The organism is Streptomyces sp. SAS_270 (assembly GCF_052543295.1).
Window position 1 is genome coordinate 26,584 of sequence record NZ_JBMNDS010000078.1, and the last position, 23,542, is coordinate 50,125.

Genomic DNA, 23,542 nt, shown 5'->3' on the forward strand with positions numbered 1-23,542 from the left:
ACAACCAGCCCAGCCCAGTGCCATCACACGGATCGCGAGGAGCTCTGCGTGGACCATAAGGACGTCGACGCCGCTGTGGCAGAGATGCTGCGGGTGCTCGGCCCCCATACCGTCGAGGACTGGACGGTGCCGGCGGGGCCACTCGAATGGACTTGCTGGCAGACAGCAGCCCACATCGGCCACGACCTGCTGGCCTACGCAGGGCAGCTGGCAGCACAGCCCACCGACGCTTACCTTCCCATCGACCTGGACGTTCGCCCCACTGCCTCGCCTGCCGAAGTACTCCAGGCCGTCACCGCCTGCAGCGGACTGCTCAGCAGTGCCCTGGCCACAGCCAACCCGACCATGAGGGCCTGGCACTGGGGCCCGTGCGACCCCGAAGGGTTCGCCGCGATGGGCGTCGCCGAAACCCTGCTGCACACCTACGACATCACGCAGGGACTGTGCGTGGACTGGCTGCCACCAGCACCGCTGAGCGCAGCAGTACTGACCCGGCTCTTCCCCGACGCCCCGCCTGGAGACCCCACTCAGGTACTCCTCTGGTGCACCGGCCGCGGAGAACTCGACGGCCTCCCTCGCCAGATCTCATGGAGGTGGGAAGCAGCACGACCGGACTGATCGAGCTGACCCCGGCGGACGTTCCCGGTCACAGCACTAGCTAGGACCTGTCGGGAAGGCCACCTCAACTTTCCCGCAGTTGATGAGCGCCCGCTGCAGCGCGACGCGCTCGGCGGACGAGTCGGGGGCGCTCGCGGTGAACAGGGTGTCGGCACCCGCTTGGACTTCGGCCGTCCGGTAGGCGTCCAGCGTTTACTTGCAGGAGAGCAGTCGCAATGCGGTAGGCCCGAGGCTCGCCGAGGTGCTCGGCGGCGCGCTTGGCTCGCATGGGCAGCGTCCAGGGAGCTTGTCTGGTCGGCTGTTCGGGCCATGAGCCCCAGCCACGTATCGCCGTCGATGGCCGTGGCGTACGCGAAGGCGCCGGCCCCCGTCAGCGCTGCCGCGGGCATCGAGCGCCTCAGACCACAGGAAGCAGGCTCGGTCGACGAGTTCGGGACTCACAGCCCACTGCTTTGACGCGTAGGCCAGCGAGGACAGGAACCTTCTCGGAGGCCCAAGAGGGTCGCTGGCGTTCAGCAGCGCCAAGAGGACTCGCTTCCGCGGTTCGTGAGCCTGCGTGTCGCACAGCACGTGCTGGAGTTGAGCTGGGTCCGACAGTTTCAGCGGGGCGTTGTTGCTGTTATTTCCTTAGTAGGAACACGGCGTCGAGCACAGCCGGATGGTCCTACTGCCAGCGGTCGGCCTCGTGGAAGCCTGTGCGACGACGGGCTGGGACGGCAGGCGGCCGTGGGAATGAATCTTGCGTTAGCACGGCGAGGCGGCGTCGGCTCAAGGGCCTGGATCCGTTAGCAGTACCGCATGATGAGATCGTCTTTCAGGCGCCGGATCCAGGAGGAGGCCAGGTCCGTGGTGCTCGCGGAGCTGGGCGCCTGACGTGGACGAGACCGTGGCGACGGCGCTGATTGCTGCCGGGGCCGCAGTCAGCGGCGGAGCGCTGACGGGGGTGTTCACCCTCGCTGCCGCCAGACGCCAGGCCGCAGCGGCCTGGGCGGCGGGCGAGCGCCAGGCTGAGGCCGCCTGGGCAGCTGGCCGGCAACAGGCAGCCGCCGCCTGGGATTCCGGACAACTCCAGGCTACGGCCCAACTCGACGTCGCCCGCCGAACCCTCACCGAACAGACGCTCGCGACCCAGCGGGCAGTGCGGCGGGCCGCCTACGTCACGTACCTGAGCCGCGCCGACAGCGCCCATCAGGCGCTCGCGGCTTGGCAGGGCGCCATCGGCACCGCGGACGAGACCCCGCGGCGGCGGGAGTACGACGCCGCTGTGAGTGCACTGGCCGAGACACTGAACGTCGTACGCCTTGAGGGCCCCGGTGCTGTGGCAGCGGCGGCGGAGAACCTCCGCAACACAGTGGCCGTCAATGCTCCGGGAACCCGGCACGCCGTCGCGCAGGCGGCCTTCCTGAGCGCGGCCCGCGCGGCTCTCACCCCTGCATGACGCATGGTCGCCAGATAAGATCCCTAATGCCCGAAACATCAGAGTTTCCGCTAGGTGTCGCCAGCCGTGAGCGCACGGGCGCGCCAGGCAGTCGGCAAGAAGCGAGGCCGGGTGGACCGCCTGAAGTTGTCGTACGAGCACGTTTCCGAGTACGTCACCGTGGTGACGCTCGCGGGTGAGTTGGACGTGTACGAGGCTCCAGCCTTGCGCCAACTGCTGGTCGACCTGTTGAACCACGCACGGTGGTTCCTGGTACTGGATATGTCGGCAGTCGACTACATGGACTCGACGGGAAACGGTGTGGTGGTCGGTGGCCTGAAGCGGGTCCGTGCCCACGACGGCATGATGGCACTTGTGGTACCTCACGAAAGAATTCTGAAAATCTACCGGATCACTGGGCTGAGCAAAGTATTTCCCATCTTCGACACGGTGGATCGCGCTGTTGAATTCCTCGGCCGGGAACTTGGCGCCCATGGCTGACGACGAGAGGCGGACCGCAGGCGGCGGGTCGGAGGGCGCTCACTCTGTTGCCCCGTCTCGCTTGCCGCCAGGGCCCCTGCATGCCCTCCAGCAACGGCTACACACGCTGTCCCGGGCTGCGGGCGGCCCGGCACCCGAGTCTCTCGTCGCAGACGCTGATGGCCACCGGGGGCGGCCCGCGCAGGACACCGTGACGCAGGTCCTGGCCTGTGCACCGCCGGCCTCGCTCCGGGACACGGTGTCCGTCGCCGCGGCGCTCGCGGGGCTGGCCGGCGAGGACCCCGACGGGGTGACTGCGGAGGTGCAGGCGCTCTGGGTGGCCGCGGGGAAGGCGCCGGGGGAACGGCTGCGCACCGCAGCGGAATGGGACCCTGTACGCCTGGGCGTCCACCCCGCGCCGGACCCGGACGGGACCGTGGATCCACCGCTGACCGAGTACCTCACCCGCCCGCACGACACCACCCTGCGCCGACGGCTGGCGCGGACCGCGGAGGCTAATCAGGCGGCGCTCGTGCTGTTGGTGGGCCGTTCCGCGAGCGGGAAGACCCGTGCGCTGTACGAGGCGGTGGCCGTGGTGCTGCCCGACTGGCCTGTGCTGTTCCCTGCCGACGCGGAGGAACTGACCGCGTGGATCGAGGACGACGGCATTGACCCGCGGACCGTGCTGTGGCTCAACGAGACGCAGCGCTATCTGAACGGCGCTGCCGGCGAGCGGACCGCCCGAGCGCTGGGGCGGCTGCTTGACCAGGTGGCGCCGCTCGCGGTGGTGGGCACCATGTGGCCAGAACACATGCGGCGCCTGACGAACCGCCGGAGCAGTCTGGAGACCGCTCCGCACACCCTCGCGCTGCTGACCAGACCCCACACGATGATCACGGTTCCGGACACGCTGGACTGTGACCCCGCGGCCGTCGCGGCAGCCGCCGCCCGCGATCCGCGTTTCGCCGGAGCCGTACGGGCGGCCGGGACCGGTCAGCGCGTACTGCAACACCTCACCGCAGGACCGGAATTGGTGCGGCGCTGGGAGATGGGCCCGGATCAATGGTTCACGGCGCCCGAGCACGCCGTGCTGACGGCGGCCGCGGAAGCACGGAGGCTGGGTCACGCCAGTGCCGTGCCCAAGCTTCTGCTGAGAGAGACGGCGGCCGGATTCATGGACTCCACCGCGCGTGCGACCGCAGGCGAGGAATGGTTCCCGGCCGCCATCGGGGCGCTGACGACAACGGAAGGCGGCCCCGCGCCGCTGATCGCGGAGCGGTACGAGCCGGGTGTGGGCGAGCCGGACAGCTATCGCCCTGACGACTATCTCGAACAGCACATTCGCCGGGTCCGTGCCCACCGGGCGCCACCCGCCGCGTTCTGGTCCTGGGCGCTCTGGGCCAGGACCGCCGACGACGTCTACGCTCTCGGCAGGGCCGCCGAACAGCGGCGTCGCTATGCAGGCGCCGGGCCCTTGTATGAGCGGGCGATCGAGTTGGGGCACGTCCGTGCCCGGGCGGCCCTGGCGGTGCTGCGGGCGACCACCGATGGGCGGGAGGCCGCGGACAAGACGGCCGCGACGGATCCTGTCGCCTGGGCGGCCCTCGCCGTGACGAGGGAAGCGGCAGGCGACGGGCCGGGTAGCTACGACGCATATCGGCGCGCGGCAGAGTCCGGCGACGCGTGGGCCTGGGCGGCCATGGCCCGGATCCGTGAGGCGGAAGGGGACCCGGCCGCGGCGGACGCGGTCGCGGCCCGGGCGGCCACTGCGGGTGAACCGCTGGCCTGGCGGACGCTCGGCCGGATGCGGGCGGCCCAAGGGGCGCCGGCAGTCGAGGCGTTCGAGAAGGCGGCAGAGGCCGGTGATGGCTGGGGGCACATGGGGCTCGCGCAGGTCGCCGAACGGTCCGGTGACCTCGTAACAGCGGTCACACACGCCACGCGGGCGGCGGGTAAAGGGGTCAGCGAGGCCTGGGCGACTCTAGTACGCCTGCACTGGGCTCTGGGTGACCATACGTCAGCCCTGGGCGCGGCCACCAGCGGCGCGGACGCGGGACATCCCGAAGGCTGGTCCCTCCTGGCAAGGCTGCGTGAAAGGGCTGGTGACCGCTCGGGGGCAGCCGCGGCCCATCGCGAGGCGGCCGCCCTGGGCGTCGGCGCCGCCTGGCGCGACCTGGCGCTGCTCGCCGAGTCGGACGGCGACAGCATGGCCGCCGAGGAGGCCGCCACCCAGGCGGCTCGCACCGGCGATCCGGAGGCGTGGACCGCACTGGCCGAAGCGCGGGAGGAGATCGGTGACGACGCCGGCGCCGATCACGCCGCTGCGGAGGCGGCACGCGCGGGTGACCTGGACGCCTGGATCATGCTGGCGCGAGCCCGGGAGAACGCCGGGGACAGCAGCGGCGCAGAGCGCGCCGCCAACCTGGCCGCTGAGCGAGGTGCCCCCGATGCCTGGGCCGCGCTGTCCCGGATGCGGGAACGCGTCGGGGACCGGGAGGGATCCCGGCGCGCGGTGCTGCGGGCCGCCGACCTAGGCGCCTCCGACGCCTGGACGGCATTGGGCCGTGTGCGCGAGCAGCTCGGCGACACCGCCGCAGCCGAGCGCGCTTACGTCCGCGGCTGTGAAGCCGGTGACACAGAGTCGTACACCGCGCTCGGCGCCCTGTACCTGGACCAGGGACGGACACCCGAGGCATGCGCCGCGTACCGGTCGGCCGTGGACGCGGGACTCCCCGACGCCTGGGACGGTCTGCTGTCGGCGATGGCGGCCCAGCCGCCCCGCGCAAACTCGGCGCAGACGGTGGCTCGGCTGCGCACGACGGGACTGATGCCGCAGGGGTGAGCGTCGAGCTGACCAGATCAACCATGGTTGCCAGTGCCCGAACTCGCCCACATCCCGGACCTGCAGGAGCTTCGCGCCTCCGGCCGCGTCCCGAACCAGGTCACCGCTAGCCTCCCCGGAGGCCGGTCTACTGCGGCCCCGTCTCAGGCCCGCCCCGGCCTCATGCGGACAGCCGGTGGGAGCGGCGCTCCTGGAGGCTCTGGATCCTCTCTTCCTGCCGGGTTGCCGCCTGGTCGAGGTCGTCGGGGAAGTCGGTCACGTCCATACCGGCATTAGATCGCTTGTTTAAATTACGTGTCACTTCGGACACGCCCCGCCCGGCGTCGTGGGCGGGTGTCCTGTACCAGTGACTGTGAGCACACGCCACCGAACTTTGATCGGACAGTGGCCATGCCCATGGAGGCTCGGTTCACGTAAGGAGCACGAGATAGCCCGGTTGAACGCCGTCGATTGTCGTGATGGCCGTGCCGGAGGTGACCCAGATACTTGTGGGCTTCTCCCCTGTCGGGATCTGGAAGACCCCATGCACCGGCCCCTTGCTGCCCGGGTTAAGTCCGAAGGTCGGCGCCGTCTGGCCTCTGCTGTTCCAGTACTGGGCGTAGTCCGAGGCGTAGTCGGAGTCCTTCTGCGACATGGTGTAGCGCGTATCCGCGACATTCAGGCTCACCGTGTCGTCGGCGTTCCAGATCGCCATGCTCTTGCCTGCGTTGACCGCGTCCATGGTCAGCACACAGAACTGCTTGCCGGCCTCGGGCGTCGGGCTGGCGGTGGGCGCGCCGACCGAGTCGGCTGCGTGGGCCATGACGGCCGGGTCGAGGGGCTTGCCGCAGACCACGCTGCGTACGGTGAACTGCCACCTGTGAGGGTCGTCAGCAGTGTCCGAGGCCAGGACCGTGACACTGAAGGGCTGACCGGGACGCGCCGTCCCGAGCACCTCGGCCCCGGGAGGCACATCCGCGAGAGCGCTATCGCGGGTCGGGGTCACTGAGCTCGGACGGCCACCGTCATCAGAGCCGCCCGAACAGGACGCCAGGGCGACGAGAAGGGCAGTCACCACGACAGTGCGACACGAGTTCCGGCGCGCGCTCATACATCCATGCTGATGGGCCACTCCTTGCCTCGCACACTGAGGGCCAAATGGCCGACCTTCGCTGGGCAATCGGCGGCGTTCGGACGTAGTTAGCTCATGCGGATCGGTGCGGGTATGCCGCTACTCGATCACGAACCCGTTCGACCGCCGCTCGGTCTGCGTGTGCGCTGAGCCGAGCACCCGCGCGACAGGACCTCATCCCATAGCGTCCAAGATCAGGCTGATTGACGGAAGACTCAATGACGTCGAAATACTGCCGCCTGCCACACGTAGAGGGAAGACTTGACTTCCTGAAGCACGTTGCCCGCGCATCGGGGGGGCGGATATGCAGGGCAGGTCGAACTGGGATGATTATCGCCGCGAGAGCGAGAGAAGGAATCTTCGCCGCCGACAGATTCAGTTGTGGGTGTTGTGCACTCTCGCCGCAGTCCTCTCCGTCGGGGTCATCTACGCCATGCTGGTAACTGGCACGCGCCGCGAACCGAAGGATGGGCATCCGCCGCCCTCGCCATCGGCCAGCTACCTTCCTGCCGATCAGGCACGGTTTCAGGCCCGCATCGTGGACGACCGAAAAGGACTCTTCGCAGGAAGACTCATCTGCCGATCGAGCATTTCGACCTCCGTCGATGACTCAATCATCTACAGGGTCACTCTTGTCGCTTTGGGTGAGAAGGATGTCAACGGGCCACGAGGGGCCCGACCCGCCATTGAGACTCGGAAATTTCAGGTGGGCGGCGTAGAAGGCGCGTCTCTCACTTCCACCAGCAGCGAGGTGAAGGTCAGACTGCTCGCCGATACGGCGACTGAGCAGGTCATCGCTGCACCAGGAGACGCCGCCCACTGGCAGTGGACCGTGACCCCCAGCGAGTCGGGAGACTACGACCTCGTGCTAGTCCTTACCACCTACCAGGGAGACTCCGATCGCGCCCTTGCCACATTGACGCCACCGATCACAGTTCACCTTGTCGCGAGCAACACACTCTCGCACCAGGTCAGTTCGATGCAAAATACACTAATCACATTAGGCGGTGTTGCGATGGCCGTGACCACGCTCTTCGCATTCCGCGCCCCGTTACTATCCGTCACTCGGGCCCGTAAGGAGGCGCGACGGGAAAAGAAAAAACGTGGGCGAGACGGCTACATGTGAGCTCACGTGGCGATCCACCAGTGGCCACCTGCCCCCGATCTCGCACAAACGGGCCCTCGCGACTCAAGCTCCTTGCTCGATCAGGAAACGACCTCCAGGGTCAGCTGTCTCTGAGCAGAATGACCAACCACGAGCCGTCCGGTTGCGTTCGGATTGATGTTGCCGAGGGCGAGGTGCATCGTCGCGCGGACGGTCTCGTAGCAGCAGACGACGTCTTTTCGTGCGTGCGGCCGGCCTCCTGCATGTCGGGGACCGCTTCCCTCAGCCGGTCCCGGATACCCCAGGCGACGTGCACCCGGTCCTCGAAGACGAAGACTCGGGCGCCGTCCTCCTGGTCGTCTGCCCGTTCGGGTGGCGCCGTCGCGAAGCCGGCGCTCTCCAGGTCCAATCGCAGCCGGGCCGCGAGGACTTCGAGCTCCGTCACCGCCATGTCAGCTCCCGCGGCCATTCGAGGATGTCGGCGGCATCCGTCTCCTGGCGCTGGTAGCCACCGGCCCGTCGGATCGCCTCGCGTCCGACCGTGTTCAGCAGGGCCGGAAACGGGTGGTTGTGACTGAGCGCGTCACTTGGCGAGTTGAGCAGTCGCGTCGGCAGCTGTCAGCAGGTTCGAAATAGCCACCCACCGGGAGTTGAGGGAAAGCCTTCGCGGTCACTCGCGAAGCTGCGGACAATACATCGGGACGAGTTCGGCGTGAGAACGGAAGGCACCGTGGGAAAGGTCGACGGCAGGAACTGGAAGCCGCAGGAGGGCGCCATGCTCGGGGAGTGGACCCTGGTCGGCCGCGGCTACCTCGGCAGGGGCGGCAACGGCGAGGTCTGGGAAGCACGCCACGAGGGCGATGACGGCCGGTACGCGATCAAGATGTTCGGCCTCGGAAGGTCCCTGGAGGATCGCCGCCTGAGGTTCGCCGACGAGATCACTTTCCTGCGCGGCTACACCGGCGAGGGCGTCGTGCCGCTCGTCGACTCACATGTACCCGAGGACATGCGAGAGATCTGCTGGTACGTCATGCCATTGGCCGTCCCGCTGGACGACGCCCTCGGCGACACCCCTGCCGAGGAGACGATGCTGGAGGCCGTCGCCGCCTACGCCGAAACGCTGGCCGCCCTGGCGGAGCAGGCTGTCCACCACCGCGACATCAAACCGTCGAACCTGTTCGAGCGTGACGGCCGGTGGGAGATCGGCGACTTCGGACTGGTCACCTTCCCGGGCAAGGGCGACGTCACCAGCTCTTCAGTGAAGCTCGGCCCGGTGAACTTCCACGCCCCCGAGATGCTGGAGCCCAGCGATAACGCCGACGGCGGCCCGGCAGACGTCTGGTCGCTGGCGAAGACGATGTGGGTGCTGCTGCGTCGGACCCGTTGGCCGCTGCCGGGAGAGTACCGGTCCGGCGGCGAGTACAGCCTCCAGGGGCACATCGCGTTGGCGTGGGCGGGCGAGCTGGACCGGCTGATGCAGAGCTGCACCGTGCTCCACCCGGCGGGTCGGCCGACGATGGCCGAGTTCGCGAGGGAGGTCCGCGCCTGTCTGGCCGAGCCGCCCGAGTTGCGCGAGACCGCGTCGATCGCCGAGATGCAGGACCGTCTCGCCGTCCTGACCGCTGCGTCGTACGAGGCCGCACAACTGACCCTGGAGCGCCGGAATTTCCTTGAGCGGATCAGCCGGGAGCTCGACGTTCTCTTCACAGACCTCTGGGGTGCGGTCGACGGGATGCTCCGGGGCAGATTCCTCTACTACGAGGCGCAGACCGAGCCGAGCGACGCGACGCGTCTGCTGCCGAGACATAGATGGCAGTGGGCACATCAACGCGGCGCACTGTTCACCTCGCCGGATCGGGCCGGCAAGGCTGCGGTGAAGTTCTCGTTCGTGGTGCGCCTGGTCGACGGGCTCGACGAGGACGCGGCAGAGATCGCCTTCGACCTACGGGTGGTCCACCGACACCACAGTCTGGTGGACTACCCCTTCGAGCTGCCGCGCACCTGGAACGCGCCCGTCGGTTCCGTCCAGTTCGCCCGGATTCTGGACGAGATCCGTGCCGTCGCCTCCAACGCGGTGCCGGACATGCTTGCACTGATTCTCCGCATCGTGGCCCTCGCCGACGACCACGTCCCGGACTGGTACACCAAGGCTCGCGCGGGCGAGATCTGACCAGTCGCGACGACGAAGGCAGCCTTGTGGAGAACCATGCCCTCGTGGTCTCGCCGGGCAGAGGCCCGGCACAGCGACTCGTGTGGGGTCATACGGAGGCAGGCAACATCCGACTGCACCACAGGAATCAGTCGGAGACGGCCCGCGTAGACAAGCTGCGTGAGCGTGTCGACGGCCGGGGACGTCTTCGGGTCGTCCTTGTACCGGATTGCGTCCCAGGCGCCAGAGCCCGACAACTCGCTGGTTTCCGGCGCCGTTCGAGCAGGACCTCCTCGGCGTCAACCAGCCCGGCATACACGGGACATGACGGGAGACAGGCTTCACATTCAACGTGAACGGGGATGAGGCCTGCGAAATCAGCTTGTTGGCCGCTGAAGGGGGAGGTCGGCCTGTGGACGAGGGACAGACCGGTGATGGCCGTGGCAGGGAGTTCCAGCGCGTCCTGAAGAAACTGCGCACACGGATGGTCAACGGGGTCTACCCCTGGGGAACGTTCTTTCCGGCGCAGCGGGCCCTGGCCGAGGAGTTCGGCGTCTCCCGGGACACCGTCCAGCGGGTGTTGAAGGCGCTGGAGGACGACGGCTGGATCGAGTCCCGGCAGGGGAGCAGGTCCCGCGTTCTCATGACCCAGCGCATGCAACCCGCCTTCGCCCAGAGTGCGAAGCTCAGCCGCACGGCCTTCGGCCCGATCATCGCCGAGGCATTCGACCGGCCCGAGGTCACCCTGGACGTCTACACACTGACCGCCGAATCCCTCGACACCCACATCCGGCTGCAGGCGGAACGGATCCGCGAAGCGAAGCAGAGCGCACCGCAACGCATCGCCGTACGCATGCTGGTGCCCTCCGAGAGGATCGCGCTGCCCTATCCCGTTGCCAAAAACGATCCGTCCGATCCGCGACCCGCGGAGCGTGTGCGGAACATCGCCCGCCGGTCCGCGGACTCGCTGAAGTACGTCCTCGACTCACTTCAGGTCGAAAGGCTGGTGCCCGAGGTCACCCTGGAGATCCGCCACGCCCTGGTACCTCCGACCTTCAAGCTCTATCTGCTCAACGGATCAGAGGCGCTGTTCGGCACGTATAGAGTGGCCGAACGTCCCATCATCCTGGACAGCGGCGAGGTGATCGACGCGCTCGACGTAGTGGGCATCGGAGCCGACCTGACGTACTCCGTGAAGGACGCCGACACGAAGTCCCCCGCATCCTTCTTCGTGGACAGCATGCAGACCTGGTTCGACTCGGTGTGGGAACTGTTCTCGGACTAGCCAACAACAAGCTCCCCACCAGACAGGACCGACGGAGCGCACACGTACCGCGAGGCCTGCGTCGGAGCATCAAGCGGTACGGTCAACATCCGCCGTTCAGGAGTCGGCTGGCTCCTCGCAGAGCAGGTCGGGGCAGCCCGCGCCGATCGGTCCGGCGCCGGGGCAGATGTGCTCTCACACATCCTCAAGACACTCCAGGCCCGCCACCGGTTGCCTCGGCATGGCTGCTGTCCGGCCTCACACGCCGGAACGCCGGAAGGGCAGCTTCGCTGCCGCAGTCAGCGAGGACAGGCGTGGCCATCGGACCGGTGCCCCATCCACACCGCCACATCGCATACCCGCAGCGCGCTCACCGTCTCCGGCACCCCCGCGACCTGGCGCAGCGCGAGCAACTGACGGTGCAGGGCACGGTCATCCGCGCGCAGCGCGGCATGGAGGGCAAGCCAGAACGAGGGGTGTGGGCGCCCCAGGGCGCAGCGCACCACCTTGTCGTAGACCGGCAGCAGCCAGGGACGCTTCCTGGCCAGGAGCTTCCCCGCAATCACCCACCCGACATCGGACTGGCCTTTGAGCAATTGCCAAGCCCGCGCCGCCGGCGATCTGTCGGCCACGAGGTCCGCTTCGGCGTCGGCCATGTCGATGTCCTTGGGAATGTCGTGCAACAAGCCAGACAGCCGCACGCCGAGGGGACCCTCCAGAGTGTCCAGCGCAACAGCTGCCGGAACGGTAACCGACAACGCGAGCAGGGGCGTTGCGGTCACCTCGGCGACGATCCCGCGGTACCGGTCGTTGACGTTGCGCAGAATTGAACGGTGCCGCTCGGTGAGCAGGTCGACGGTCTCGGTGGCGAGGCGGTCGACGGCCTGCGCGTTGGGCGTGACGTCGTCGACCAGGCGGCGCCCGGCGTCGGACAGTGCGCCGAGCTCGGCCACGGCGGAGCGGTGCCCGGTGTTGAACGCCTCGGCAGCGACGTCGAACACTTCCAGGGACACGGCCTTGCCGAGCTCGTCGACTACGCCCTGAGACGCTCGGCGCACGGCCTGCACAGCGCCGAGCTTGCGCTCGACCCATCCGGGCGCGTCGAGGCCCTCGGCGAGTTGCCGGGCGATGATGCCCAACAAGCGCTCTTCGTTCTGCGCGTACAGGTCTCGGGTGCCGAGGGCGAGATCTTCCACCATGCCCGGATGAATCGTCACTGTCACCCCCTGGCCACAATGTGGCGATTCCTCTTGATGTGATCAGAAACTGCGCGCCACACTGATCGGCCTCCCGTACACGCCGAGCTGGCGTGACGGGCCGTCAACTATGAGGAGGACAGGATGAGTAGTTCATCTCCACCGTCGGGTGAACGCTGGGCCCGGCGGCTACTGAGGTTCGTAGGTGACACGTTCCGAAGGTGCCGCGGCGGGGCCAGCATCATCCCCGACAGCATCCGTCGGCTGGTCGTGTCCGTATCCGTCGCCTACTACCTGTTCGGGACGGGACACTTCTTGATCGATACCATGTTTGACATCGATCAACGCTGTTCTCAGCAACACACGGTGCAGCTGGTTGAAACGGCCTGTCGGGACCTCTCTAGGGAATAAAGGTCTTTAGAGACCGATGAATTCGATGCCGAAGCCCTAGTCGGCCACCTTGCTGCGGACATGCGGTCCGCACGATCTGGAATGGCGGGTGATTGTCGGCCCGCAACCAAGTCACCAAAGGGCAGACCGCGCTTCGAAGCGCGGTCTGCCCCCTTCCCTGTGTGAAGTGATAGCCGCCGGGCTGTCTATCCAACGGGACCCCGTAGATGCCTACATGGGGAACGTCCCCACGGGGTCCGGGGCGGCTGCTCCGGTCTCCGCGTGGATCGCCGCTACCTCGGCCTTGACGGCGGTGTCGTCCCACTCCGGGTGCAACGCCTTGACCTTCGTCGCGGTCGATACGGCTCCGGCGCGGTTGAGCAGGTCGAGGGTTGTCGCGGTCGCCTGCTCGCTCTCGGCGACGCCATCGCCGAACTCGACGCGCGGCCGGTTCGGGGTGATCGGCTGCCCGAACTGCGCCGCGTCAACCTGCAACAGGACGTGCAGCATCTCGGCGGTAGCGTGCCGCCAGTAGCCGGCCTTCTTCTTCCGCGTGACCATGCTGCGCTGGTCGCGGCTGTCGACCTCGGTTGCGGTGATGGGCTGTCCGCCACCGTCGAGGCCGAATGACTGCGGCGAGTATCCGGCGGTCTGCGCGGCCTGCCTGACGATCGCCTCGGCCGTGGCGCGGTGCTCCTCGACCCTGATGTCGAACTGCGACAGGGTGATACCGGCGCCCTCGGTGGGCGGGATCTTCAACGCTTCCCACACTTCGCGGTCATCGTCGAACGATCCGCCCGCGCCGGGGCCGCGGTCGCGTATGTACGCGTCCGGAACGATCAGGCGGGCGCGGGCGAGGCGGATGTCTCGCATCCAACTCGTCCATGTCTCGTCGAGGGCGTCGAACAGGTCGTGTACGGCGGCGTAGTCGCTGCGCCCGATCGGGCTTCCCTCGCCGCGACCGGCACCGCCATGCGCCCCGCTCGAAGCTGGGGCCGAGGGCGGTCGCGATCTTCGACACGGTCGACGGGCTGCGCTTGATGGCGCGGGCTATGGCATTCCGCGACTGGCCAGCAGCGTGCAGCGATCTGACCTTGCGACGATTGGCATTGGTTATGGAGGTGGGCAAAAAGAACACCTCCGCCTATGGACTCGGGATGCGCAAACGACGCACGAGGTAAGCGGGGCTCTTGCGGTGCTCGATATTGACCACTTCACTACCTTCTGTTGCGCTTTAAAACCTGAGAGGGCAATTCCATCGGTTTGAACGACCAATGCGGGTGCGTGGTGTAGTTGTAGTTCCGACGACAGGCCGTACGGCCTGAGTAGCAAAACGGTTGGCCGACCTGCTGCATGAAGTCCACTGACGTGCGCTGCACTTGGAGGCTGGTCGGCATGTCCCGATGTGAAACACCTCGGATTCCCCGTAGGCGTTGGTCAACGAACTACGGAGTGATCATTGTCATCGTCCTGGTTGTACTCGCAACTGCTGAGCATCTGGACGAACGCCACTACGCCGCTCTGCTGGTCTGCCTCGGCGCCGCGCTGCCTGCGCTGCTAGTGGCGGCGTAAGCGTCAAAAGGGCCCCGTCGCAGGTGAGATGCGGCGAGGCCCTTCGCGCGTCCGTTTCCGGCGGCGTAGTCGAACGCCTGGGAACCAGGGGCGCTCGAAGCACCCGTCAGCCGCTCCCAACTCCCCTGCAAAACACACCGTGTTCGTGGTGGTTGCCATCTCGCCGCACTGGCAACACGCAACGCTTGACCACCAGAATCTCACCATGGACGCAGGACTCGCAGGACTTCTCGGTGGCGTCATCGGCGCGGCGGTCGGGGCGGTCGGGGCGGTCGGGGCTACGGCATCCGCGTGGATCACGGGGAGGAAGGCCCAGCAACAGGCCAAGATCCAGTCTGAGGCTCAGCTCGGGCAAGCCCGCCTTCAGATTGATGCTGAACGAGCTCGTGCTCTTCGCGAATCACGCAAGAGCGCCTACTTGGCCTTTGCTGAAGGCTGGCACCTCGTATATGGCACGCTGAGCGAAGCGAGCATCAAGCTCGGGGGCATCGAAGCAAGCGACCCTCCCGAGGAACGCGAAGAGCGGCGCCAAACAGCCCGCCGCCTCTGGAACGAAGCACGTGCTCTCAACCGCTCCCTCGACCGCCTTCAGCACGTCGTCTACGTGGAAGGTCCCCACCAGATGGGGGACGCTGCGCAAGCGGCGACTGGCGCCTTGGTGACGTACTTCGGCGCAGTCCTGGACTGGCTGCACGCGGTTGACCATGGAGCAGAAACACCGCAACACGGGTCAGATCAGCAAGAAGCGAGCAGCGAGGCGCATGGCAAGCTCCTGGACTTCCTCTACGCTGCGTCAGATGCCGCCGACCTGGACATATCACGCAACTCCTGCTCCGCCGCCGACAGCTGACGCGGCGCACAGCCCGGGTGCCCCCACCTCTCCCCCACCCCCGCGTGCGGGCTCGGTCCTGCACGGTTGTGTCAGATAGTGACTGTTCGGGGCATAACGTCTGGGCGGGGCGGGGGTGGGGCGTTACGCTGCTGGCCCGTGGCGGACAGGACAATCCGTCCCGGGTATGGGGGCGTTGTGCTGGATCAGGCGTTGATCGTCTTGGCGTCGGCGGCCGGGACTGCGGTGGCGCAGGCGGCGGGGACCGATGCGTGGCAGGGTGTTCGGGAGCGGGTGGCGCGGATCTTCGGCCGTGACGGTACCCGGCCGAGCGCGCAGACGACCGCTCTGGAGCGGCTGGATCGTACGGAGGCAGAGCTGGAGTCCGCCGGCTCGGACATGCTTGAGCCGGTCCGGCAGGCGGCGGCCTCGTGGCAGACACGTTTCCAGGATCTGCTGGAGGACCTGGAGGGGAGCGAGCGCGCGCACACCGCTGATGTGCTGCGCGAGTTGGTCGCTCAGGCACAGCAGGCCGGCGGGCTTTCCGCGGCAGGCAACGGCATCGTCATCGGCGGCAACGCTGACATCAGGGCCGAGAACCATTCCGTGGCGGCCGTGCGCATGGGTGATGTGAGCATCGCAAACCCTCCGGTGCCGGGGTCGGATCAGAGCTGACCGAGCCCGGCGCCACGCCCACTGCTCATGTCACCGCGGCCACGGCCATCGTGGCGCAGGAGCACTCGATCGCCGCCCACCGCATCGGACAGCTCAACCAGCACTACCACGCACCCGCGCCGACGCCCTTGAGATGGCCGCAGGTCATCGGTGACATCCCCGCCCAGCCGACCGCCTTCCAGCCCCGGACCGCAGTGCGGGAGGCGATCGACCGGGCGCGGGCCAGCAGCGGCACGGTCGTGCTCACCCAGGTCCTGCGCGGCGGCGGCGGCATGGGCAAGACCCAACTCGCTGCCGCCTACGCCCGCCAGGCCCAGGCCGACGGCACCGACCTGGTGATCTGGGCCAGCTCCGCCGACACCCGCACCCCCCTCGACCTGTACGCCCGTGTCGCACGCCGCCTGAACCTGGGCACCGGCGAGCAGGACACCGAGCAGGACGCCCGCGCCCTGCTGGCCTGGTTGCGCACCACGGACAGATCCTGGCTGATCGTGCTGGACGACATCGTCCCCGAAGCGATGACGTCCTGGTGGCCGCCCGACGGCCGCCGGGGGCGGGTACTGGCCACCACCCGCCGCAACGACGCGGTGCTGCGCGGCGGCAAGCGGGCCGTCCTGGAGATCGACCGCTACACCCCCGCCGAGGCCAACACCTTCCTGCGCGACCACCTGGCCGCCTCCGCCAAACCCCACCTGCTCGACGACCGCACGGACCAAGTCGTCGCGGAACTCGACCGGATGCCCCTGGCCCTGGCCTTCGCCGCCGCCTACATCACCCAGCAGAACATCACCACCACCGCCTACCTCGACCGCTACCGGCAACTGCGCCTGGACGCGGTCCTGCCTGCATGGGCGGACGCCGAGGAGTACGGCCGGGAAGTCTCCCTCAGCCTGCTGCTCGCCCTGGAAGCCGCCCAGCACCAGCACCCCCTCGCCATGGCACAGCCCGCGCTGCGCCTGGCCGCGTGCCTGGACCCGGCCGGCCAGCCCCATGCCCTGTGGCACACACCCGCCGTCCTCACCCACCTCGCACCACCCGGCACACCACCCGACCAGGCCGCCGCCCTGGTCGATGACGTCCTGCGCCTGCTGGACCGCTACGGACTGCTCACCGACGACGCCCATCAAGAACCCCACGCCGTGCGGCTGCACGCCCTCACCGCACGCGCCGCCCGGGAAGACACCCCCGACACCGACCTGCGTACAACCCAACTGGCCGCCGCCGACGCCCTCACCGCCCTCTGGCCCAACGCCGACCACACCCAGCCCGGCCTGCGCACCGCTCTTCGCGACAACACGGAAACCCTCGCCCGCCACACCCGAGACCTGCTCTGGGAGAGCGGACGCCACCCTCTGCTGTATTGGAACGCCGCCGCGGCAGCAGACATGGGACTGGTCAACAACGCGGTACAGCAATGGGAATGCCTGGTGGCAGAAACACAGACCCACCAGCCCGAGCACCCCGACACCCTCACCGCCCGTGCCAGCCTCGCCGCCTCTTACGGGCAGGCCGGGCGCACAGCTGAGGCAATCACCATTCAGGAGCAAGTCCTCACAGACACTGAGCGGATCCAGGGAGCCGAGCACCCCGACACCCTCACCACCCGTGCCAACCTCGCCGCCTCCTACTGGCAGGCCGGACGCACAGCTGAGGCAATCACCATTCAGGAGCAAGTCCTCACAGACACTGAGCGGATCCAGGGAGCCGAGCACCCCGACACCTGGCATTAACGGCTTGAATCGGCCCCACTTTTCCGGTCCGAGTTGGCTCCACCGGCGGGGCGCGTGGGAGCGTTCGGGGGTTGTTCCGGCTTGAGTTGGCCCCACCTCCTACCTGGGGCTGGGACGCTCGGCGTAGGTCTCCGTGAGGGGGCGATGCCGGGTGGTGTCCTCGAAGGAAGAGCTATTCCTGCTGATCCGCCGGGACTCGTGGCAGGAAGGGTTGTCGGTCCGCGCGCTCGCGCGGAAGTACGGCGTCCACCGGCGGCTGGTGCGCGAGGCCCTGTGCTCGGCGGTGCCGCCGCCACGGCGGACCCCGCAAAGGCATTCGCCGAGACTGGAGCCGTTCAAGAAGACGATGGACCAGTGGCTGCTCGATGACCTGGAGGCTCCGCCGAAGCAGCGGCACACCGTGCAGCGCATCCTGGCCAGGCTTCAGCAGGAGCTTGGGGCGGAGATCGCCTACTCGACCGTGTGGGACTACGTCCACCGGCGCCGGCAGGAAATCGCCGAGGCCGCCGGGGCGACACCGGCCGCGGGGTTCGTGATCCGGCACAACCAGCCCGGGATGGACGCGGAGGTCGACTTCGGCGAGGCCTGGGTCGACCTGGCCGGCGAGCGCACCAAGTGCTACCTGTTCGCGTTCCGTCTCGCCTACTCCGGCAAGGCCGTCCACCGGATCACGACCTCGTGCGGGCAGGAGGCCTTCCTCGACGGCCACGTCCATGCGTTCCGCACCCTGGGCGGCATGCCCGCAGGTCAGATACGCTACGACAACCTCTCGCCCGCAGTGTCCCGGGTGATCCGCAAGAGCCGGTCGCGAGAGGAGCATCCCCGCTGGCACGACTTCCGCCAGCACTACTCGATCACCCCCTTCTACTGCGAGCCAGGACTTCGCGGCGCCCACGAGAAGGGCGGCGTCGAGGGCCAGGTCGGCTACTGGCGGCGCAACTACCTCACCCCAGTCCCGCGGGTCGACTCCCTCGACGAGCTCAACGACGCCTTCGCCGCGTTCGAACAGGCCGAGGAATCACGGCGGATCGGCATGCGGATCCGCACCATCGGCCAGGACTTCACCCACGAGGCCCCGCTCCTGCTGCCCCTCCCCGGTGAGACGTTCGAGACCGGGCTGGCCTTCAATCCGCGCGTCGACCGCTACGGCATGGTCGCCGTCCGCGTCTGCCGCTACTCGGTCCCGGTCCGCTTCATCGGCCGCACTGTCCACGTCCTGCTCCGCTCGAATGAGGTCGTCGTCTTCCACGGCCGCACCGAGATCGCCCGCCACCCGCGCCTGACCACGAAGGGTGCCGAACGGGTGGTGCTGGACCACTTCCTGGAAGTCCTGCTGGCCAAGCCAGGAGCCCTCGCGGGCTCCGAGGCTCTCGATCAGGCCCGTCGCGCCGGCACCTTCACTCCCGCCCACGAGGCGTTCTGGTCTGCTGCCAAGCACACCCTCGGCGAGACCGACGGCACGAAAGCCCTGGTCCACGTCCTGCTGCTGCACCGGCACCTGCAGCACCGCGACGTTGTCGCCGGCATCCGGGCCACGCTCGCGGTCGGGGCCTGCACCGCGGATGTCGTCGCTCTCGAAGCGCGCAAGGCCGCCGAGACCGAGGGCCGTTCCCCGACCGTCACCGTCACCGTCCCGCTACCCGAACCCGTCGCACCGCCCGAGCTGCCGCTGCCGAGCCTGACCGAACGCCGCACCGCCCGCCTGCCACCCGACCAGCGTCCCCTGCCAGCGCTTGAGCGCTGGGACCAGCTCCTGCACCATCGACCCGGAAGGGACCCCCGATGACCGTCCCGCACCACACCCTGACCGAGCCCGCCTCCGACGCCGCCATCGACACCGCCTGCCGCGTCCTCAGGTTGCCGACCATGCGGGCCCAGTTCGCTGACACCGTGACCCGTGCCGAACGCGAGCACCTGTCCTACCGCGGCTTCCTCGCCGAACTGCTGATGGCCGAGTGCGAGGACCGCGACCGCCGACGCTCCGAGCGTCGCATCCGCGCGGCCGGCTTTCCTCGCTCGAAGTGGCTGTCCGATTTCGACTACACGGCCAACCCCAACGTCACACCGGCTCTGGTCAACAACCTCGCCACCTGCGAGTGGGTCAAGAAGGGCGAGCCGCTCTGTCTCATCGGCGACTCCGGCACCGGCAAGACCCACCTGCTGATCGGACTCGCATCCGCTGCGGCGATGGCCGGCTTCCGGGTCCGCTACGCGCTCGCCGCCCGCCTGGTCAACGAGCTCGTCGAGGCTGCCGACGAGAAACAGCTGACCAAGACGATCGCCCGCTACGGGCGCGTCGACCTCCTTTGTATTGATGAGCTGGGCTATCTCGAACTGGACCGCCGCGGCGCCGAGATGCTGTTCCAGGTTCTGACGGAGAGGGAGGAGAAGAACAGTGTTGCGATCGCTTCGAACGAGTCGTTCGGAGGCTGGACCAAGACCTTCACCGACCCTCGGCTGTGCGCGGCGATCGTCGATCGGCTGACCTTCAACGGCACGATCATCGAGACCGGCACCGAGTCCTACCGACTTGCCCAGACCAGGGCCAAGCAGCAGCGAGGCTAGCCGCCTGGAGCTCACTGCGGTCCCTGGCAGGCTGGGCGGAGCTCACGCCCGGCGGCACCCGGCAGGCTGCTGGTCAGCGATTGACATGATGGGCGGTGGCAAGATCTCAGGTGTCTCCAAGGGGCGACTATGACGTTCAAGACCGAAGCCGATTCCGGAGTCGCCGATCGGGATGAGTGGTCCTATGCACCCACGGTGGGCGTCGGACCGCTCCGGTTCGGCATGACCGTCGACGAAGTGGTCGAGGCGGCTCAGGTTCTCGGCCAGACAAAGGTCAGCGAGTGCCCACGGGACCACGCGATCTTCTCGCCGACTTGGAAGATCGAGGTCCGTCGTGGGGTGGCCCCTTCTCCGCCTGCCGTCACGGCCTACGTGAGCCAGGCTGTGGGGTTGTTCTGCATCGCAGCCGACGCCGTCCACGGTCCTCAGGTCGGGCACGACGGAATCTCGCTGGTCGGAAGGGATCTACTGGAACTGGAGAGCGACGAAATCGCGCATGCCGAGGCAGTGGACGGGCACTTTCGCTACATGCCCGAGGGATACGCCGGACCGGATGATCCCGGGGTCGTTATGCGCGGGCAACACGTCGGGCAGGTCCTGAGATCGCGTCCGTTGTTCATGGTGACGCGCGACGGCGCCAATACCGAATGGGACTCGATGCCTTCGGAGGAGTACCGCCACGGTGGGTCAACGACCTGACGTGGCGTGACTCGTGACGAGGGGTGAAGGAGATCGCCGACCATTGCCGGCTGGAGCCACGCGTGACCGGAAGCCGGGGCCGCGTCAAGCCGGAACGCAGACTCCTAGCACGACGGCATGGGGCCACCTGGAGCCGGAAAAGTGGGGCCAGTTCAGACCGTTAATGCCAGTGGAGGTCGTCGAGCGCAACCCGGCTCAGACCGGGTTCGTGCCGATCCCCAAACGGTGGATCGTGGAGCGCGCCTACGGAATCTTGATGCTGCACCGCAGGCTGGTGCGCGACTACGAGCACCTGCCGCGCAGTTCGGAGTCGCGGGTGTACTGGGCGATGACCGCGGTGATACTGCGCCGGCTGACCGGGGCCACCGCTGTGGCCTGGTGCAGCGCATGACCGGCGTGGAGCTGACCCTCGGGGCGGTGCTGGTACGGCTGGAGGATCGGGAACGGGAGATCGCCGCACAGGCCGAGGCGACGAGGGAGCAGATCGCGCAGCTGACGTCCCGGCTGGACGAGCTCGGCCGGGCCGCCGAGGACGTCCGGATCACCCGCAAGACACTGCTGGAGCTCCCCGATCCGCAGCCGCCCGCGCCGCCGGCCCCGAAGCTGCCGGACCATCCGGCCTACCAGCAGATCATGGCGGTGTTCGCCGCGGCCGACACGCCGCTGCGGGCGCGGCAGGTGTGCGAGGCGCTGGACCTGGAGATCGCGCCCAACAACATCAACAACACCCGCCTAAAACTCAAGCGGCTGACCGAGCGCGGAATCCTCGTCGAGACCGAACAGGGCTTGTTCACCCAGCCACGGCCGTAGCCGCCCGGCGACACTGCAGCCAGCACGCTTACCCCTCCCACAACCGCGAAACGGACATCAACCCACGTACCGCCCTCTCAGAAGGGAACGACCAGCCCGGCTTCTCGCAATCTAAGCAATGCCCTGCCCATGCACTCGGCGGCCGAGGCCCCATCGGCCCTCATTCCACCATCCAGGGGCCCACCAGAGGCTGCGAATGTCCACGCTGGCTGACCGTCACGCATGCGCTCAGCGTCGACCCGGATCATGGCACCTACACCCTGCTCGCCGAGCCATTCCAGGATGAGCATCGTCGCGTCCTCGACACCGCTGTCCAGATCCACCTTGGGCCGCCGCCCCATTCCCTTGGCCATGGCCACAACCCTACTCAGGGGCTGGATTGGCCTTGCCACACGCTTCCAGGCGGCTCAGACCATAAAGAACTTCCCAATGGGGATGTCAAGCCGCCAGCGTGACTGATGGTGCGGGCTGGTAGCACGCTCCGTCGCGGAGCATGGCCCACAGGACGTTGGCCCGGCGGCGTGCGAGGGAGAGCACTGCTTGCTTGTGGCCCTTCCCCTCGTCGCGCTTGCGTTGGTAGTACGTCCGCGACGCGGGGCACGTCCTGAGGCTGGCCATGGAGGAGAGGTAGAAGGCCCGTAGAAGGCCGCGGTGGTAGCGGCGAGGCCGGCGCATATTGCCGCTGACGCGCCCGGAATCTCGTGGCACGGGAGCCAGGCCGGCGAAGCCGGCCAAGCGGTCCGGTGAGCCGAACGCGTCCATTGCGCCGCCGGTCGCTGCGATGAACTCGGCGCCAAGCAGGGCACCCATCCCGGGCAGGCTGCGGATTACCTCGGCATGGGGATGCTCGCGGAACCGCGCCTCGATGAGTGCGTCGAGCTCGGCGATCTCCTCGTCGAAGGCAATGACCCCCTTCGCGAGACGGGCCACCATGACGGCGGCCAGCTTCTCGCCCGGCAGGGACGTCTGCTGGCCAACGGCAGCTTCAAAAGCTGCGGCGGCGATCGCCGCGGCGTTCTTGACCTTGCGGTTCCTCAGCCACGTCTCGATGCGCTTGGCGCCGCTGCGGCGAAACGCGGCCGGGGTCTGATAACCGGTCAGCAGCAGGACCGGGCCCCTGTTCGTCAGCGCAAGAATCCGTTCCAACGCCGGGAAGAATTCGAGGAGTTGAGCGCGAAGCCGGTTGATCTGCCGGGTGCGGTCGCAGACGAGGTCGGTGCGGCGCCCGGTCAGGGTGCGCAGGTCGACGGCGATCTCATCGCCCGGCCGCAGCAGGCCGAGGTCGTTGCGCATCCGGGCCTGGTCGGCGATGACGAAGGCGTCCTTCGCATCGGTTTTGCCCTGGCCGCGGTAGCCGGCGGATGCCTGGTGCACCGCCAGGCCGGTGAGGTAGGCCATCGGCTGACCGCGGCCCAGGAGCAACCCGATCAGCAGGGCCGCGCCGCCGTGGTTGATGTCCACCGCCCACAGGACGTCCTCGGAGAGCGCGAGTACGTCGCCGATGAGCTCCAGCAGAACCGGCTCGTCGTTCAGGACCCGGCGCGACAGGAGACGCTTGCCCTGGGCGTCGATCACCACGCAGTGGTGATGTTCCTTGCCGATGTCCACTCCGGCCCATATCTGGGGCACGGCCACCTCCGCCAGCTCGTCGACTCACATGGGTCCCAGCAGACGACCTCGCCGGCGTTGTCCTACAAAGCGATCAAGTCGCGTATCCCAATTAGCGGTCGAGTCGTCGCGGAGCTCCGGGCGGCCAAGTTCTTTGAGCCATCAAGCGGCGACAAGCTCACAGCCATACCCGGAACCCCTGGGCTTCCCCGATCCTACGAATGATCAGATCCGACCCGCTTGAAAGGTAGGACAAGCTCAGAAGCTGTGTCAGATCCGGTGATCTGTGACGTTCCGTGAGTACCGGATCCAGAGCTTCGAGGCTGAACAACTGCTGCCCACCGGTGAATCGCCGGTGGGCAGCAGTGTCTTGCGTGAGCCTTAGTAGCTGTTGTCGTACCGATCTTGAGGCCGTCGATTTCGCTGGTCGGGCATGGGGTCGGTGATTCTGCGGGAGTGGTGAGCTGTCGTTTCGTCGCTTG

General features: G+C 67.8%; 21 protein-coding genes and 1 pseudogene. 15 read left to right on the forward strand and 7 right to left on the reverse strand.

Annotated features, from left to right (window positions below):
* Positions 1-48: 48 nt before the first annotated feature.
* The 4 genes from ACN6LB_RS36380 to ACN6LB_RS36395 all read left to right on the forward strand — a co-directional run bounded on the left by ACN6LB_RS36380 (position 49) and on the right by ACN6LB_RS36395 (position 5,357).
* Positions 49-618, forward strand: coding sequence for a maleylpyruvate isomerase N-terminal domain-containing protein (locus ACN6LB_RS36380; RefSeq protein WP_445029586.1), 570 nt, complete (start codon positions 49-51; stop codon positions 616-618).
* Between the two features lie 874 nt (positions 619-1,492).
* Entirely contained in the window at positions 1,493-2,056 is a 564-nt protein-coding gene (locus ACN6LB_RS36385) for a hypothetical protein (protein ID WP_445029587.1), read from the forward strand.
* A gap of 111 nt (positions 2,057-2,167) precedes the next feature.
* Positions 2,168-2,536, forward strand: coding sequence for an anti-sigma factor antagonist (locus tag ACN6LB_RS36390; RefSeq protein ID WP_445029605.1), 369 nt, complete (start codon positions 2,168-2,170; stop codon positions 2,534-2,536).
* A 190-nt stretch (positions 2,537-2,726) separates the two neighbouring features.
* Complete coding sequence (locus ACN6LB_RS36395) at positions 2,727-5,357, forward strand: hypothetical protein (protein WP_445029588.1); 2,631 nt, start codon at positions 2,727-2,729, stop codon at positions 5,355-5,357.
* 409 nt (positions 5,358-5,766) lie between these two features.
* Here the strand turns inward: ACN6LB_RS36395 and ACN6LB_RS36400 are convergent, their stop codons facing one another.
* Complete coding sequence (locus ACN6LB_RS36400) at positions 5,767-6,192, reverse strand: hypothetical protein (protein WP_445029589.1); 426 nt, start codon at positions 6,190-6,192, stop codon at positions 5,767-5,769.
* A gap of 580 nt (positions 6,193-6,772) precedes the next feature.
* Here ACN6LB_RS36400 and ACN6LB_RS36405 point away from each other — a divergent pair.
* Positions 6,773-7,594 carry a hypothetical protein gene (locus ACN6LB_RS36405; RefSeq protein WP_445029590.1) on the forward strand — a complete coding sequence of 274 codons (822 nt, stop codon included), beginning with the start codon at positions 6,773-6,775 and terminating at the stop codon, positions 7,592-7,594.
* 100 nt (positions 7,595-7,694) lie between these two features.
* On the opposite strand, the gene ACN6LB_RS36410 is transcribed toward ACN6LB_RS36405, so the two are convergent.
* On the reverse strand, positions 7,695-8,024 hold the full coding sequence (locus tag ACN6LB_RS36410) for a hypothetical protein (protein ID WP_445029591.1): 330 nt from the start codon (positions 8,022-8,024) through the stop codon (positions 7,695-7,697).
* A 279-nt stretch (positions 8,025-8,303) separates the two neighbouring features.
* Between ACN6LB_RS36410 and ACN6LB_RS36415 the strand changes: the two genes are divergently transcribed.
* Both ACN6LB_RS36415 and ACN6LB_RS36420 read left to right on the forward strand, forming a co-directional pair.
* Positions 8,304-9,743, forward strand: a complete 1,440-nt coding sequence (locus tag ACN6LB_RS36415) for a serine/threonine protein kinase (protein ID WP_445029592.1) — start codon at positions 8,304-8,306, stop codon at positions 9,741-9,743.
* A gap of 391 nt (positions 9,744-10,134) precedes the next feature.
* Positions 10,135-11,007, forward strand: coding sequence for a GntR family transcriptional regulator (locus tag ACN6LB_RS36420; RefSeq protein ID WP_445029593.1), 873 nt, complete (start codon positions 10,135-10,137; stop codon positions 11,005-11,007).
* A 278-nt stretch (positions 11,008-11,285) separates the two neighbouring features.
* Here ACN6LB_RS36420 and ACN6LB_RS36425 read toward each other — a convergent pair whose 3' ends face one another.
* The 3 genes and pseudogenes from ACN6LB_RS36425 to ACN6LB_RS36435 form a co-directional block, all read right to left on the reverse strand.
* Positions 11,286-12,203, reverse strand: a complete 918-nt coding sequence (locus ACN6LB_RS36425; protein ID WP_445029594.1) for a DUF6308 family protein — start codon at positions 12,201-12,203, stop codon at positions 11,286-11,288.
* Positions 12,204-12,803: 600 nt separating this feature from the next.
* Positions 12,804-13,514 (reverse strand): phage portal protein, encoded by a 711-nt coding sequence (locus ACN6LB_RS36430; protein ID WP_445029606.1) that lies wholly within the window; start codon positions 13,512-13,514, stop codon positions 12,804-12,806.
* Positions 13,515-13,596: 82 nt separating this feature from the next.
* Positions 13,597-13,710: pseudogene (locus ACN6LB_RS36435) on the reverse strand (helix-turn-helix domain-containing protein); the annotation flags it as partial.
* Between the two features lie 639 nt (positions 13,711-14,349).
* Between ACN6LB_RS36435 and ACN6LB_RS36440 the strand changes: the two are divergent.
* The 8 genes from ACN6LB_RS36440 (at position 14,350) to ACN6LB_RS36475 (ending at position 21,452) form a co-directional block, all read left to right on the forward strand.
* Positions 14,350-14,994, forward strand: coding sequence for a hypothetical protein (locus ACN6LB_RS36440; protein ID WP_445029595.1), 645 nt, complete (start codon positions 14,350-14,352; stop codon positions 14,992-14,994).
* A 177-nt stretch (positions 14,995-15,171) separates the two neighbouring features.
* Positions 15,172-15,648 carry a hypothetical protein gene (locus tag ACN6LB_RS36445; RefSeq protein WP_445029596.1) on the forward strand — a complete coding sequence of 159 codons (477 nt, stop codon included), beginning with the start codon at positions 15,172-15,174 and terminating at the stop codon, positions 15,646-15,648.
* A 50-nt stretch (positions 15,649-15,698) separates the two neighbouring features.
* Positions 15,699-17,378 (forward strand): tetratricopeptide repeat protein, encoded by a 1,680-nt coding sequence (locus ACN6LB_RS36450; protein WP_445029597.1) that lies wholly within the window; start codon positions 15,699-15,701, stop codon positions 17,376-17,378.
* A gap of 154 nt (positions 17,379-17,532) precedes the next feature.
* A complete protein-coding gene (istA, locus tag ACN6LB_RS36455) occupies positions 17,533-19,164 on the forward strand; it encodes an IS21 family transposase (RefSeq protein WP_445029598.1) in 1,632 nt (543 codons plus the stop codon).
* On the forward strand, positions 19,161-19,943 hold the full coding sequence (gene istB / locus ACN6LB_RS36460) for an IS21-like element helper ATPase IstB (RefSeq protein WP_445029599.1): 783 nt from the start codon (positions 19,161-19,163) through the stop codon (positions 19,941-19,943). Before istA ends, istB begins: the two co-directional genes overlap by 4 nt.
* Positions 19,944-20,072: 129 nt before the next feature.
* On the forward strand, positions 20,073-20,642 hold the full coding sequence (locus ACN6LB_RS36465) for a hypothetical protein (RefSeq protein ID WP_445029600.1): 570 nt from the start codon (positions 20,073-20,075) through the stop codon (positions 20,640-20,642).
* Between the two features lie 163 nt (positions 20,643-20,805).
* Complete coding sequence (locus tag ACN6LB_RS36470; protein ID WP_445029601.1) at positions 20,806-21,033, forward strand: hypothetical protein; 228 nt, start codon at positions 20,806-20,808, stop codon at positions 21,031-21,033.
* A complete protein-coding gene (locus ACN6LB_RS36475) occupies positions 21,030-21,452 on the forward strand; it encodes a hypothetical protein (RefSeq protein WP_445029602.1) in 423 nt (140 codons plus the stop codon). The genes ACN6LB_RS36470 and ACN6LB_RS36475 overlap by 4 nt, the downstream gene beginning before the upstream one ends.
* 77 nt (positions 21,453-21,529) lie before the next feature.
* Here ACN6LB_RS36475 and ACN6LB_RS36480 read toward each other — a convergent pair whose 3' ends face one another.
* Both ACN6LB_RS36480 and ACN6LB_RS36485 read right to left on the reverse strand, forming a co-directional pair.
* Entirely contained in the window at positions 21,530-21,805 is a 276-nt protein-coding gene (locus tag ACN6LB_RS36480; protein ID WP_445029603.1) for a hypothetical protein, read from the reverse strand.
* 85 nt (positions 21,806-21,890) lie between these two features.
* On the reverse strand, positions 21,891-23,087 hold the full coding sequence (locus ACN6LB_RS36485) for an IS110 family RNA-guided transposase (RefSeq protein WP_445029604.1): 1,197 nt from the start codon (positions 23,085-23,087) through the stop codon (positions 21,891-21,893).
* Positions 23,088-23,542: the final 455 nt, after the last annotated feature.

What these genes read in the sequence shown, in the direction of transcription:
- ACN6LB_RS36465 (WP_445029600.1), top strand. Translation starts at nt 20,073, where the DNA reads ATGACGTTCAAGACCGAAGCCGATTCCGGAGTCGCCGATCGGGATGAG.
- istB (WP_445029599.1), top strand. Translation starts at nt 19,161, where the DNA reads ATGACCGTCCCGCACCACACCCTGACCGAGCCCGCCTCCGACGCCGCC.
- ACN6LB_RS36440 (WP_445029595.1), top strand. Translation starts at nt 14,350, where the DNA reads ATGGACGCAGGACTCGCAGGACTTCTCGGTGGCGTCATCGGCGCGGCG.
- ACN6LB_RS36410 (WP_445029591.1), bottom strand. Translation starts at nt 8,024, where the DNA reads ATGGCGGTGACGGAGCTCGAAGTCCTCGCGGCCCGGCTGCGATTGGAC.
- ACN6LB_RS36405 (WP_445029590.1), top strand. Translation starts at nt 6,773, where the DNA reads ATGCAGGGCAGGTCGAACTGGGATGATTATCGCCGCGAGAGCGAGAGA.
- ACN6LB_RS36470 (WP_445029601.1), top strand. Translation starts at nt 20,806, where the DNA reads ATGCCAGTGGAGGTCGTCGAGCGCAACCCGGCTCAGACCGGGTTCGTG.
- ACN6LB_RS36480 (WP_445029603.1), bottom strand. Translation starts at nt 21,805, where the DNA reads ATGGCCAAGGGAATGGGGCGGCGGCCCAAGGTGGATCTGGACAGCGGT.
- ACN6LB_RS36475 (WP_445029602.1), top strand. Translation starts at nt 21,030, where the DNA reads ATGACCGGCGTGGAGCTGACCCTCGGGGCGGTGCTGGTACGGCTGGAG.